The 13,574-nt window shown below is 67.5% G+C and carries 8 protein-coding genes; 6 read left to right on the top strand and 2 right to left on the bottom strand.

Features of this window, described 5'->3' with window-relative positions:
• Positions 1 to 56: 56 nt before the first annotated feature.
• Positions 57 to 467 carry a hypothetical protein gene (locus tag AC5LXK_RS25810; RefSeq protein WP_493391511.1) on the bottom strand — a complete coding sequence of 137 codons (411 nt, stop codon included), beginning with the start codon at positions 465 to 467 and terminating at the stop codon, positions 57 to 59.
• Between the two features lie 647 nt (positions 468 to 1,114).
• A complete protein-coding gene (locus tag AC5LXK_RS25805) occupies positions 1,115 to 2,110 on the bottom strand; it encodes a LysR substrate-binding domain-containing protein (protein WP_493391510.1) in 996 nt (331 codons plus the stop codon).
• Between the two features lie 578 nt (positions 2,111 to 2,688).
• On the opposite strand from AC5LXK_RS25805, the gene AC5LXK_RS25800 reads away from it, so the two are divergent.
• The 6 genes from AC5LXK_RS25800 (at position 2,689) to AC5LXK_RS25775 (ending at position 13,455) form a co-directional block, all read left to right on the top strand.
• A complete protein-coding gene (locus AC5LXK_RS25800; protein ID WP_493391509.1) occupies positions 2,689 to 4,104 on the top strand; it encodes a circularly permuted type 2 ATP-grasp protein in 1,416 nt (471 codons plus the stop codon).
• 64 nt (positions 4,105 to 4,168) lie between these two features.
• Positions 4,169 to 5,110 carry an alpha-E domain-containing protein gene (locus AC5LXK_RS25795; RefSeq protein ID WP_493391508.1) on the top strand — a complete coding sequence of 314 codons (942 nt, stop codon included), beginning with the start codon at positions 4,169 to 4,171 and terminating at the stop codon, positions 5,108 to 5,110.
• 8 nt (positions 5,111 to 5,118) lie between these two features.
• The gene (locus AC5LXK_RS25790) at positions 5,119 to 6,114 is read left to right on the top strand and encodes a transglutaminase family protein (RefSeq protein ID WP_493391507.1); all 996 of its coding nucleotides are present in this window, start codon (positions 5,119 to 5,121) and stop codon (positions 6,112 to 6,114) included.
• 93 nt (positions 6,115 to 6,207) lie between these two features.
• Positions 6,208 to 9,621, top strand: coding sequence for a transglutaminase family protein (locus tag AC5LXK_RS25785; protein ID WP_493391506.1), 3,414 nt, complete (start codon positions 6,208 to 6,210; stop codon positions 9,619 to 9,621).
• Positions 9,622 to 9,820: 199 nt separating this feature from the next.
• Positions 9,821 to 12,427 (top strand): circularly permuted type 2 ATP-grasp protein, encoded by a 2,607-nt coding sequence (locus AC5LXK_RS25780; RefSeq protein ID WP_493394058.1) that lies wholly within the window; start codon positions 9,821 to 9,823, stop codon positions 12,425 to 12,427.
• Positions 12,421 to 13,455 carry a transglutaminase family protein gene (locus tag AC5LXK_RS25775; RefSeq protein WP_493391505.1) on the top strand — a complete coding sequence of 345 codons (1,035 nt, stop codon included), beginning with the start codon at positions 12,421 to 12,423 and terminating at the stop codon, positions 13,453 to 13,455. Before AC5LXK_RS25780 ends, AC5LXK_RS25775 begins: the two co-directional genes overlap by 7 nt.
• Positions 13,456 to 13,574: the final 119 nt, after the last annotated feature.

Genomic DNA, 13,574 nt, shown 5'->3' with positions numbered 1-13,574 from the left:
CCTCGATTCGATACGCTGCGTTGAATGAGGCGATCGGGGGCGGGGTCAGGCGGCGTTCACCAGCGCAACTGCGTGGTGAGCGCGCCCGTTTCGACGATCGCGAACTGCGTGGCGCCCTGATAGGTCCCTTCGACCCGATAGCTCGCATCCGGCGCGCTGAACAGGCAGCGCGATCCCGATGCGTTGAACTCGACGAGCACGCGGCCGTGTCGTCGCAGGCGAACCTGAACGCTGGAAAGCGGCTGCCCCGTCCGGGCCGAAGCAAACGACACGCCCAGGTTGTACGGACGGCCGTCGGGGGGAAGCGGTGCGGTCCCGTCGATTCGCGCGTCGCCGCAGACATACGAAATCACGTAGCGGCCGGCGCCCGGGCCGGACGCGGGAGTCTGGGCCATGGCATTCATGCAGAGTGCGGAGACGAAGACGCTCAGGAAAGGGCGAGCATGCTGTCGAAACGAGGAAGACATTGCAACCTCCCGTCCGGAATCAATGGCGGTGCATTTATTCCGAGTCAGATTTGCCAACGTTCTTTTTGCGACACGCTATTGATACACGATGGGTTTTGAACCAACAACCGCGTGTGGCCGGAATGGGACGTGGATGAATGATCCTATTTAAATAGGATAACGATGGAATCGTGCGATTCGCTTAATGCTGAAGAAAGTCGATATTGCCGAACACGGAAATTGCTCGTCGGTAGCGATGATCGAGCGCGCGAACAATCACATCGGACGTATCGACGTTCGTGCCGAAAAATAACGACTGATAAAAGGAATTTTTTCGTCTGTGTTCGAGACGATTCGATGAAGGTCCGGATACAGGTCGCACATCATGAAATGAGGGTGCGACGTTTTTGATAATTCCTGCTGTTACAGGTAAATCGAAACTTTTAATTTGTTCTGTAACAAGGTATTTCTGTCCGGAAAATCAGGCTGAATATTCGGACGTAATGGGTCGGCAGTAAAAAATACGATATCGGAATGCAAACGTTTGCGTTTTCTCCGATGTCGATTCAAGCCGATGCCGGGATGTCACGGACCGGCGCGGGACTGTCGATTGCTGTCGAATGGAAGTCGCATTCGCGCCATGGATGTGCACGGCGCGAACGCAACGGTCAGCGGTTGCCGGTTGCGCTGCGCCGTGCGATGCGCATCGCAGGCGCGGTTGCCTGCTCGGTCGCGGTCGCATCTTCGACGGCCGCGCGCGGCCGGTTCATGATGTAGGTCCACAACTGTTCGGCCGCGAGCCCGCGCTTGCGCGCCGAGCGATACAGGCGGATTTCTAGTTCGGTGATCCAGTCTCCCGAGCCCGCGCGGACGAGCGTGCCGTCCGCGAGCTCCTTCGCAACGCAGCTTTCCGGCAGCCAGCCGATACCGTGTCCGGCCACGACCATGCCTTTCAGTGCTTCCGACATGTGCGTCTCGAAGCAGCGGTGCAGCACATACGGCTCGGTCGCGTTCAGCAGCAGCATCTCGACGATGTTGCCGAGAAACGCGCCCGACGAATACGCGAGCAGCGGCAGCGGGGCATCGGGGGTGCCGGGCAACTGGAACACGGGCTTGCCGTGCGCGTCGGGTGTCGACACGGGCAGGATCCGCTCGACGCCGAGGCTGACGAACGGGAAATGGTTCGGATCGAGCACGATCGGCAACTGCGGATGGTGATAGCCGAGCAGCATGTCGCATTCGCCTTCGACGAGTTGCTGTACGCCCTCCGGCACGTTCACCGCGTTCACGCGCGCGGTCACATGGCCGACCTCGACGTTGAGCTGCTTGAGCCATTCGGGAAACAGCGTGAACACGAGCGTGTGCGCGACGGCGAACCGCACGACCTGGTCGCTGGCCGCGAACTGGTCATAGCCGTTCACGAGATTACGCGCCGCATACATGCTGCGGAGGATGTCCGCGGCGAGCCCGCGGAACATCTGGCCGGCCGGCGTCAGCGTGATCGGGTTGATGCTCCGGTCGACCAGCTTCGCGTCCATCCACGTTTCGAGCGCGGCGATTCGTCTGCTGAATGCCGACTGCGTCAGGTGCCGGTTACGCGCGGCCCGGGAAAAACTCTTGGTATCCGCAAGGCTCAGGAAATCTTCCAGCCACTTTGCTTCCATTTCGATCGTCGCTTTTTATAGTCGGGCGCTTGAAGGCGCGGCGCCGCTTCGCTGAACCAACTTTCTAGCGTACCGCGCCTCGCGCCGGTCGGCCCGATGTTTTTTTTCGATGGGTGTCAGTCGAAATATGCATGGGCGTTGCCGGCGGGATTACGGCTGCATAGCGTTGAGGGGCCGGACACGACTAACCGGACAGTTCACCGCGTCGGGCCGTCCGCGGTCGTCGATGGTACTTCCCCCAGGGCCGGCTGCGCCGTGTGCGTGCCGGCCCGCCTTCGTTCCGGCGCCCGCCGCGCCGCTTTTTTGTGCAGTGCAGATTGCACATTCGTGACACGAGGGGGAACTATGTTCGAAAGACGCGGCGCAGCATCGGCCGTGCGCGCTCGCGGCGCACCGCGAACGCACGTCGCGTCGGGCGTCGCACCGTTGTGGTGCGCAATGCCGCGCGGGCGTGCCTGGCGCGGGGCTGAAACGGGGGAATATCGAGGGGATCGAGCAAGGCACGTTCCTTGCAAAGCAGTGGTTACGCCGGTCCGGCATGCGCAATGCCGGGGAAACGATCGATGGAGAAAAGATCGATGAAGCCATTCGATGAAATGCTGCAATCCGGCGACATGGTTAGGGCGCCTTACGCGCGCCTGAAGCAATGGCTCGACACGCAGAATCCCGCGAGCCTCGCCCAGAAGGCCTACGACGCGGAAGGCGTGTTCCGCAAGACGGGCATCACGTTCGCCGTTTACGGCGACGCGGAGGCCGCCGAGCGGCTGATTCCGTTCGACATCGTCCCGCGCATCATCTCGGGTGCCGAATGGAGCCGGCTGTCGCTCGGCATCGAGCAGCGCGTGATGGCGCTCAACGCATTCCTCGACGACATCTACCACCGCCAGGAAATCGTCCGCGCGGGCATCGTGCCGAAGCACCTGATCGCGCACAACGAAGCGTTCATTCCGGAGATGATCGACTTCCGGCCGCCCGGAAACGTTTACACGCACATCATCGGCGTCGACATCGTGCGCACCGGCGAGAACGAGTTCTACGTGCTGGAAGACAACGCGCGCACGCCGTCCGGCGTGTCGTACATGTTGGAAAACCGCGAGACGATGATGCAGCTCTTTCCCGAGCTGTTCCAGCAGGTGAAGGTGCGCCCGGTCGAAACCTATCCGCAGATGCTGCGCCAGTCGCTCGCGGCCGTGTGCCCGCCGGGCGGCAACGCCGACAACCCGACCATCGCCGTGCTCACGCCCGGCATCCACAATTCCGCGTACTACGAACATTCGTTCCTCGCCGACCAGATGGGCGTGCACCTCGTCGAGGGCAGCGACCTGCAGGTGATCGACGGCCGCGTCGCGATGCGCACGACCGAAGGCTTCCGCCCGATCGACGTGCTGTATCGCCGCGTCGACGACGCGTTCCTCGATCCGCTGACGTTTCGCCCCGATTCGGTGCTCGGCGTCGCGGGGATCATGGACGTGTACCGCGCGGGCAACATCACGATCGCGAACGCCCCCGGCACCGGCATCGCCGACGACAAGGCGATCTACTCGTACATGCCGGAGATCGTCGAGTTCTACACGGGCCGCAAGGCGCTGCTGGAGAACGTGCCGACCTGGCGCTGCGGCGAGGCCGACAGCCTGAAGTACGTGCTCGAGCATCTCGACGAACTGGTCGTGAAGGAAGTGCACGGCTCGGGCGGCTACGGGATGCTGGTCGGGCCGTGTGCGTCGAAGGCCGAACTCGAGGCGTTTTCCGCGAAGCTGCGCGCGCGTCCCACGAACTACATCGCGCAACCGACGCTCGCGCTGTCCACGACACCGATCCTGACCGATGCCGGCCTCGCGCCGCGCCACGTCGACCTGCGGCCGTTCGTGCTGGTGTCGGACCGGATCCGCATCACGCCGGGCGGGCTCACGCGCGTCGCGCTGAAGGAGGGATCGCTCGTCGTCAACTCGAGCCAGGGCGGCGGCACCAAGGATACCTGGGTGCTGGCCGACTGAGCCGGACGCGACCGCGCGCGCCGGAGCCGGCGCGCCAACCGAACGAAGACGGAGTGGACACGAGATGCTTCTGGGACGCACTGCAAGCGGTCTCTACTGGATGTACCGCTATATCGAGCGCGCGGAGAATATCGCGCGCATCATCGACGCCGGGTTGCGGATGGCGCTGACGCGCACGTCCGACGCGCCGGCCGAATGGTCGTCGGTGCTGGTCAGCTCGGGCACGGACGACGGCTACCGGCAGAAATACGACGCGTATGCGGCCGATACCGTGACCGACTACCTGCTGCGCGACCGCGACAACCCGTCGAGCGTGCTGTCGTGCATCGAGGCCGCGCGCTCGAACGCGCGGATGGTGCGCACGGCGCTCACGCGCGAGGCGTGGGAAAGCGTGAACGGCGCGTGGCTCGCGCTGCGCCGCGCGCTCGCGCAGCCGGTGCCGGAGAGCGTGCTGCCGGCGGTGCTCGACGAAGTGAAGCGCGAAACCGCGCTGATCCTCGGCAGCTTCTACAGCACGATGCTGCGCAACGAGATCTTCGATTTCGCGCAGATCGGCGCATTCGTCGAGCGCGCGGACAACACCGCGCGGATCATCGACGTGAAGTACCACCTGCTGCTGCCGTCGGTGTCGCACGTCGGCACGATCCTCGACAACTACCAGTGGGAGACGATCCTGCGCTGCGTCGCCGCGCACCGTTCGTATCGCTGGGTGTACGACGTGCAGTACAAGCCGCTGAACATCGCCGACTACCTGATCCTGAACGGCCGCATGCCGCGTTCGCTGCGCTATTGCTACGGGCGCGTCGTATCGAGCCTGAACCTGCTCGCGAAGGATTACGGCGTGACACACCCGTGTCACGACACGGCCACGAAGATCCTGCAAATGCTGTCCGATACCTCGGTCGAACGCATCTTCAAGAGCGGCCTGCACGAGTTCCTGACCGACTTCATCGGCCGCAACAACAGCCTCGGGCTCGAAATCGCCCAGGCTTACAACTTCGACTGAGACTTGCCATGCGACTCGCCATCCGACACATCTCGCGTTATCAGTTCGACGATCAAGCCACCCATGCGCTGCAACGGCTGCGGCTGCGCCCGCAGTCGGGCCCCGGGCAGACGGTGCGCGCGTGGCAGGTCACGATCGACGGCGTCGAACCGACGCTGTCGTACGCCGACGGGTTCGGCAACCGGATCGACCTGATCCGTCACGATCGCGGCACGAAGGCCGAAATCGTCGTCGTCGCGGCCGGCGTCGTCGAGACGCAGGACCGTGCGGGCATTCTCGGGAATCCCGAGGGTTATGCGCCGCCGTGGATCTTCGAGCGCGAGACCGCGCTCACGAAGGCGGGCGACACCGTGCGTGCGCTCACGGAAGCGCTGCCGATCGATCCGCACGGTCTCGACGCACTGCACTGGCTGATGACGGAAGTGCACGGCCGCATCGCGTATGCGCCGAACCTGGCCGCCGACGCCCCCGTCGATGCGGAAACCGCGCTGCTGAGCGGCGAGGGCACGAGCCGCGACCATGCGCATGCGTTCATCGCGGCCGCGCGCGTGCTGAAGATCCCCGCGCGCTACATTTCGGGCTACGTGCTTGCCGACAGCGCGATGCAGCGTATTGCCGACGCGAAGCAGAACACGGGTGACGTCGAGGAGGAGGAAGCGCTCGCGCTGCAGAGCGGCGATGGCATGCAGCAGGTGCTCGGCGCGTCGCATGCCGCGCAGTCGCAATCGCAATCGCAATCGCAGGGGCAGTCGCAGGCGTCGTCCGGCGCACAGCCGCAAGCCGCCTCGCTGATGCAGCAGCCGGCCGGCCATGCGTGGGCCGAGGCGTATGTCGAAGGGCTCGGCTGGGTCGGGTTCGATCCGTTCATGAACCGCTGCCCGGACGAGCGCTACGTGCGCATCGCGGTCGGCCTCGATCATCGCGACGCGCAGCCGGTGACGGGGCTCGGCGCCACGGCCGTCGGCGTCGAGATCAGCGTCGTGCAGACGCCCGAGCTCGTCTGACCCGGCGCACGCTTTCGCCGAATCCGCCATGCCGGGCCGCCGCGTCGAGCGCGACGCGGCGCGCACGGCCGGCCCAACCCGATCCGAGCTTCCATGTCCATCCACGTCGCGCTGCATCACACCACCCGCTATCGCTACGACCAGCTCGTCAACCTCGGCCCGCAGGTCGTGCGGCTGCGGCCTGCGCCGCACTGCCGGACGCCGATCCTCGCGTACTCGATGACGGTCGAACCCGCGGAGCACTTCGTCAACTGGCAGCAGGACCCGTTTTCGAACTACCTCGCGCGGCTCGTGTTTCCGGAGCGGACCGAACACTTCGAGATCACGATCGATCTGGTCGCCGAGATGTCGGTGTACAACCCGTTCGACTTCTTCCTCGAAGCAAGCGCGGAGCAATACCCGTTCAGCTATGACGACGCGCTGAAGACCGAGCTTGCGCCGTATCTCGCATGCGATCCGCAGACGGGCGCATCGCCGCTGTTCCGCGCGTATCTCGACGATGTCGACCGCACGCCGGCCGGCACGATGAACTTCCTCGTCGCGCTGAACCAGCAGCTTCAGCGCGACATCGGCTATCTCGTGCGGATGGAGCCCGGCGTGCAGACGCCCGAGCAGACGCTCGAACTCGCGTCCGGTTCGTGCCGTGACAGCGCGTGGCTGCTCGTGCAGCTGTGCCGCCATCTCGGCATCGCCGCGCGTTTCGTGTCGGGCTACCTGATCCAGCTCACGCCCGACGTGAAGTCGCTCGACGGCCCGAGCGGCACGTCGGTCGATTTCACCGATCTGCACGCATGGTGCGAGGTCTACCTGCCGGGTGCCGGCTGGATCGGCTTCGACCCGACGTCAGGCCTGCTGGCCGGAGAAGGGCATATCCCGCTCGCCTGCACGCCGCAGCCGACGAGCGCCGCGCCGGTCGAAGGGCTGATCGACGAATGCGAGGTGTCGTTCGAGCACGAGATGCGCGTGACGCGCGTGTACGAATCGCCACGCGTGACGAAGCCGTATACGGAATCGCAGTGGGACGACGTGCTGGCGCTCGGCACGCAGGTCGACGGCGCGCTGGCGGCCGGCGACGTGCGGCTCACACAGGGCGGCGAGCCGACCTTCGTGTCGATCGCCGATCGCGACGGCGCCGAGTGGAACACCGATGCGCTCGGCCCGACCAAGCGCGGCTACGCGACCGAACTCGTGCAGCGGCTGCGCGCCGAATACGGCGAGGGCGGCTTCCTGCATTTCGGGCAGGGCAAGTGGTACCCGGGCGAGCAACTGCCGCGCTGGGCGCTGTCGATCTTCTGGCGCGCGGACGGCCAGCCCGTGTGGCACGATCCGTCGCTGTTCGCCGACGAGCGCGAGCCGTCCGCATATACGACCGACGACGCGAAGCGCTTCATCGATGCACTCGCCGCGCGGTTGAACCTGACCGACGAATTCATCCGGCCCGGCTACGAGGACGTCTGGTACTACCTGTGGCGCGAGCGCCGGCTGCCCGTCAACGTCGACCCGTTCGATTCGCGTCTCGACGACGAGCTCGAACGCGCGCGGCTGCGCAAGGTGTTCGATCAGCAGCTCGACAGCGTGGTCGGCTACGTGCTGCCGGTCAAGCGCGTGGACGACGTGCCGGGCCTCGACGGGCCGCGCTGGAAGACGGGCCCGTGGTTCTTCCGCGACGAGCGGATGTACCTCGTGCCGGGCGATTCGCCGATGGGCTATCGGCTGCCGCTCGATTCGCTGCCGTGGGCCGCGAGCGTCGACCATCCGTACCTGGTCGAACGCGATCCGTTCGCGCCGCGCACCGCGCTGCCGGACGCCGCTGCGATCCGCGCGCGCTACGCGGGGCCGGCCGACGCGCCGCGCTACCTGGCGGGCGTGCATCGCGAAGCGTCCGCACAGACCGTGATGCAGTGGCGCAACGACGGCACGGCTGCGGCCGGGCAAGCCGCGGCACACGATCCGCAGCGCCGGCCCGAGCGCTTCGAGTCGGCCGCCTGGATCACGCGCACCGCGCTGTGCGTCGAAGTGCGCAACGGCATCCTGTACCTGTTCATGCCGCCGCTCGCCGCGCTCGAGGATTACCTCGACCTGCTCGGCGCGATCGAGCTGACCGCGCACGCGCTCGGCGTGACGCTCGTGCTCGAAGGCTATCCACCGCCGCGCGACGCACGGCTGAAGCTGCTGCAGGTGACGCCCGATCCCGGCGTGATCGAGGTCAACATCCATCCGGCCGCAAGCTTCGACGAACTCGTCGATCGCACCGAATTCCTGTACGACGCCGCGTGGCAGTCGCGGCTGTGCAGCGAGAAATTCATGGTCGACGGCCGCCACGTCGGCACGGGCGGCGGCAACCACTTCGTGCTCGGCGGCGCGACGCCGGCCGACAGCCCGTTCCTGCGCCGCCCGGACCTGCTCGCGAGCCTGATCGCGTACTGGCACAACCATCCGTCGCTGTCCTACCTGTTCTCCGGGCTCTTCATCGGGCCGACGAGCCAGGCGCCGCGTGTCGACGAGGCGCGCAACGATCAGCTCTACGAACTCGACATCGCGTTCGCGGAGATCCAGCGCAACAAGCTGCTGTTCGGGCAGGACATGCCGCCGTGGCTCGTCGACCGTGTGCTGCGCAACCTGCTGATCGACGTGACGGGCAACACGCACCGCAGCGAGTTCTGCATCGACAAGCTGTATTCGCCCGATTCGTCGACCGGCCGCCTCGGCCTGCTCGAACTGCGCGCGTTCGAGATGCCGCCGCATGCACGGATGAGCATCGTGCAGCAACTGCTGCTGCGTGCGCTGGTCGCCCGCTTCTGGGCCGCGCCTTATACGACGCCGCTCACGCGCTGGGGCACCGCGCTGCACGACCGTTTCATGCTGCCCGCGTTTCTTCAGATGGATTTCGACGACGTGCTGGCCGAACTGCGCGATGCCGGTTTTGCGTTCGATCCTGCGTGGTTCGCGCCGCACTTCGAATTCCGTTTCCCGCTGTTCGGCCAGATCGCGGTGAACGGCATGCAGCTGTCGCTGCGCGGCGCACTGGAAGCGTGGCACGTGATGGGCGAGGAGGGGGCGCCCGGCGGTACGGTGCGCTACGTCGATTCGTCGGTCGAACGGCTCGAAGTACGCGTGACGGGGCTGAACGACAACCGGTACGTCGTGACCGTCAACGGCCGCGCGCTGCCGCTGCAGCCGACCGGCACCGTCGGCGAATACGTCGCGGGCGTACGCTACAAGGCGTGGTCGCCGCCATCCGCGCTGCATCCGACCATCGGCGTGCGCGCGCCGCTCACGTTCGACATCGTCGATACGTGGCTGCAGCGTTCGCTGGGCGGCTGCCGCTATCACGTCGCGCATCCGGGCGGCCGCAACTACGCGACCTTCCCCGTCAATGCGTATGAAGCCGAGAGCCGCCGGCTCGCGCGCTTCGTCGAGATGGGGCATACGCCGGGGCGGATGGATGTCGCGGCTGCCGCGCCGAGCCGCGAATTCCCGTTCACGCTCGACCTGCGGCGGCCCTGATTCATCGATGACGGGGCAGACGACGACGCGCGGTTCGCGACCCCCCGGCGGCCGCGCCGGAGTGCTAGGATGTGGGCAGATTGCGGCCGCGCGCCGCGGCATGCCGCCCGTATGGCGGCACGCGTGCGCGGCCGCATCCTGACGACGGAACGACATCGTGCCGCCCATTGACACCGATCATCTCGCCGCCCCCGACGCGATGCCCACGCTTTTCGATACCGGCGCGCAGCCGGACGCCGCCGAACTGGCCGCCGCGCTCGCGGCGCCGGCGGCCGCCGGCCGTTACGACGAGCTGCGCGGCAGTGCGGCCGGCCTGAACGCGCCTGCGCTGGCGCCCGCTTGGCGCAACTTCTTCACGTCGATCGGCAGCGACGGCGTGGCCGACCTCGATCGCCGCGCCGACGCGCTGCACCGGCGCATGCGCGAGAACGGCCTGTTCTACCAGTTGCACGAGCAGCGCGCCGGCGACGGCGCGGCCGGCCCGTGGTCGCTCGACCTGCTGCCGATGATCGTCACACCCGAGGACTGGGTGGCGATCGAGCGCGGCGTGCTGCAGCGCGTGCGGCTGCTCAACGCGACGCTGGCCGACCTGTACGGGCCGCAGACGATCCTGCAGCGCGGGCTGCTGCCGCCGGCCCTCGTCACCGGCCATCCCGGCTACCTGCGCGCGATGCGCGGTGCGCGCGTGCCGGGCGACACGTGGCTGCACGTCGTCGCATTCGATCTCGCGCGCGGCCCGGACGGGCAGTGGCGGATCGTCGCGCAGCACACGCAGGGCGCGGCCGGTCTCGGCTACCTGCTCGAAAACCGGCTGATCGTGTCGCGGCTCTTTCCGCGCGGGTTCCGCGGGCTGCGCGTGCAGCGGCTCGCGTCCGCGTATCGCGCGCTGCTGCAGAGCATGCAGTCGCTCAGTCCCGCCCGCAAGAATTCGCGGATCGTGCTGCTGACACCGGGTACGCATAGCGCGACTTATTTCGAGCATGCGTATCTCGCGCGCTACCTCGGCCTCACGCTCGTCGAAGGCGGCGACCTGACCGCGCGCGACAACCGCGTATTCCTGAAGACGTTGCGCGGGCTCGAACCGGTGCACGGCATCCTGCGGCGCGTCGACGACGCGTGGCTCGATCCGCTCGAACTGCGCCCCGATTCGATGCTCGGCGTGCCGGGCCTGCTGCAGGCCGTGCGCGCGGGCAACGTGCTGCTCGCGAACGCACCGGGCTCGGGCTTCCTCGAATCGCCAGCGATGCTCGGCTTCATGCCGCGCCTCGCGGAAGGGCTGCTCGGCGAAACGCTGACGCTGCCGGCCGTGCATTCGTGGTGGTGCGGCGAAGCGGCCGCGTGCGACGACGCGCTGCCGCGGCTCGCGCGCAGCATCGTCAAGCCATCCTATCCGCCCGAGGTGCAGGCCGGCGGCACGTTCGAACCCGTGATCGGCGCGCGGCTCACGCAGGCGCAACTGGCCGAATGGCGCGCGCGGATTCTCGCGCGGCCCGAACACTACACGGTGCAGGCCGACCTGCCGCTGTCGCAGGCGCCGACCTGGCCGCGGCACGACGCACCCGACGGCAACGGTAGTGCGCGCATCGTGCCGAAACCGCTGCTGATGCGCGTCTTCGCGCTCGCCGACGGCGCGCAGCGCTGGCGGCTCCTGCCGGGCGGGCTGTCGCGGGTCGGCACGCGCGACACGCTGTTCAACGCGCCGATGCCGCGCGGCGGCAGCACCGTCGATACCTGGGTGATGACCGAAGGCATCGTCGATTCGACGACGCTGCTGCAGTCGCACCTCGGCCCCGACGATCTCGTCGAGCGGCCGCGCGCGATCGCGAGTCGCGCGGCCGAGAACCTGTTCTGGCTCGGCCGCTACACCGAGCGGGCAACCAACCTGATGCGGCTGGCCCGTGCCGCGCTCGAACGGCTGCGCGGCGAAGACGACGTCGACAGTCCCGCGCACCTGGAACTGATCGACACGCTGTGCCGCGAGACGGGGCTGATCGCGGCCGACGTGCCGAACGCGGTCGATGCGCCGCGCGCATTCCAGCACGCGCTTGCGACGTCGCTGACGCGCGGCGCGGATCGCACGTCGGGTATTGCGCCATGCCTGTTCGGGATGCGCGGCGCGGCGGCCGCGATCCGCGAACGGCTGTCGAGCGACCAGTGGCGGCTGATCGACGACGCGACGCAACTGTTCGCCGACAGCGCGGCCCAGCCGGAAGCGGAGGAGCAGATCGGCAACGAGGCGCTGCAGCTGCTGGAACGCGTGGGCCTGCTGCTCGGCGCGATCACCGGCGCGCAGACCGACAACATGACGCGCGACGATGGCTGGCGGCTGCTGTCGATCGGCCGGCAGATCGACCGGCTGGATTTCCTGTGCAGCGTGCTGAAGGGCGCGTTCGACGACGGCGCCGTGCACCGGCAGGACGGCTTCGAGCTCGTGCTGGAGCTGTTCGACAGCACGATCACGTTCCGCTCGCGGTTCCAGCGCGGCTTCGACGTCGCGCCGCTGCTGTCGCTCGTCGTGCTCGATACCGACAATCCGCGTTCGCTCGGCTGGGTCGTGCAGGCGCTGCGCGGCCGGCTGACCAAAGTCGAGCGCAGCGAAGGCTATGCGCTGTCCGAGCTGGCCGAGACGGTTCCGGACGTACCCGCGTGGTCGCTGCACGAGCTGTGCGAGACCGCCGAAGGCGGCCGGCACGACAAGCTGCTCGACGCGCTCGACACGACCGTGAAGGCGGTCTGGGAACTGTCGAACCGGATCGGCGAGCGCTATTTCAGCCACGTGCGCGAGGCGGGCAGGACGCTATGGTGAAGACGAAAAGCGCGGTGAAAGTACCGCCCGGTTCCGGCGGCACCCGGCCGGCAGCGGCCCCGGAGGCGCCGGACGCGGCTGCGCCCGGCCGGTTGCTGCGCGTTACGCACGACACCGAATACCGTTACGCGGCGCGCGTCGAATCCGCGCAGCACCAGGCACGCCTGCAACCGCTCGTGACGCCGCGCCAGCAGGTGCTGTCGTTCGCGCTCGACATCGATCCCGTACCGGAATCGGTCGGCACGGAGGTCGACGCGTTCGGCAATGCACGCGCATCGTTCGCGCTGAACCAGCCGCACGACGCGTTGCTGGTGCGCAGCCGCAGCACGGTGCGCGTGACGCCCCCCGTGTGGTCGCGCGGTGCGCGCGGCGAGCCGCCGCCAGCGATCGCGAACCCTGACGCCGCGCATGCCACCGCGTGGGAAGCCGTGCGCGACCGCTTGCGGTTCCGCGCGGGGCAGCCGTACGACGCGGCGAGCGAATTCGTGTTCGCGTCGCCGCACGTTGCGTGCGATCCCGAACTCGCCGCATATGCGGCGGCGAGCTTCACGCCGCAACGGCCGCTCGTGCAGGCCGCATGGGACCTGATGCGGCGCGTGCATGCCGATTTTGCGTACACGCCGAACAGCACCGACATCACGACGTCGGCCCTCGACGCGCTGCGGTTGCGCAAGGGCGTCTGCCAGGATTTCGCGCATGTGATGATCGGCGCGTTGCGCTCGCTCGGGCTGGCCGCGCGCTACGTGAGCGGCTACCTGCTCACGCAGCCGCCGCCCGGGCAGCCGCGGCTGATCGGCGCCGATGCGTCGCATGCGTGGGTCGACGTGTACGACCCGGCGTGGCCCGAGGACGATGGCTGGCTGCAACTCGACCCGACCAACGATCGCGCACCGGGCGACGACTACGTGATGCTGTCGATCGGCCGCGACTATGCCGACGTGACGCCGTTGCGCGGCGTGATCCGCGGCGGCGGCGCGGATCAGGAGCTGAAGGTCGGGGTGACGGTCGAACCGCTCGACGCGCCGTAACGCATGCCGCCCGCCCGGGCGGTTTCCCGTTTAAGTCTTCGTTAATACTGCACGCCTAGCATGGTGGTGCCGGCGAACGGTTCGGACCCCGGTCCGCCGAGCCGGCGGCATGCGCGGGT

This window comes from Burkholderia pulmonis, from assembly GCF_984667975.1.
The sequence above is the reverse complement of the archived record's forward strand: the minus strand, read 5'-3'. Positions and strand labels throughout refer to the sequence as shown.

Coding starts and splice junctions, on each gene's coding strand:
- AC5LXK_RS25805 (WP_493391510.1), bottom strand. CDS start 2,110: ATGGAAGCAAAGTGGCTGGAAGATTTCCTGAGCCTTGCGGATACCAAG.
- AC5LXK_RS25785 (WP_493391506.1), top strand. CDS start 6,208: ATGTCCATCCACGTCGCGCTGCATCACACCACCCGCTATCGCTACGAC.
- AC5LXK_RS25795 (WP_493391508.1), top strand. CDS start 4,169: ATGCTTCTGGGACGCACTGCAAGCGGTCTCTACTGGATGTACCGCTAT.
- AC5LXK_RS25810 (WP_493391511.1), bottom strand. CDS start 467: ATGTCTTCCTCGTTTCGACAGCATGCTCGCCCTTTCCTGAGCGTCTTC.
- AC5LXK_RS25790 (WP_493391507.1), top strand. CDS start 5,119: ATGCGACTCGCCATCCGACACATCTCGCGTTATCAGTTCGACGATCAA.
- AC5LXK_RS25780 (WP_493394058.1), top strand. CDS start 9,821: ATGCCCACGCTTTTCGATACCGGCGCGCAGCCGGACGCCGCCGAACTG.
- AC5LXK_RS25800 (WP_493391509.1), top strand. CDS start 2,689: ATGAAGCCATTCGATGAAATGCTGCAATCCGGCGACATGGTTAGGGCG.
- AC5LXK_RS25775 (WP_493391505.1), top strand. CDS start 12,421: ATGGTGAAGACGAAAAGCGCGGTGAAAGTACCGCCCGGTTCCGGCGGC.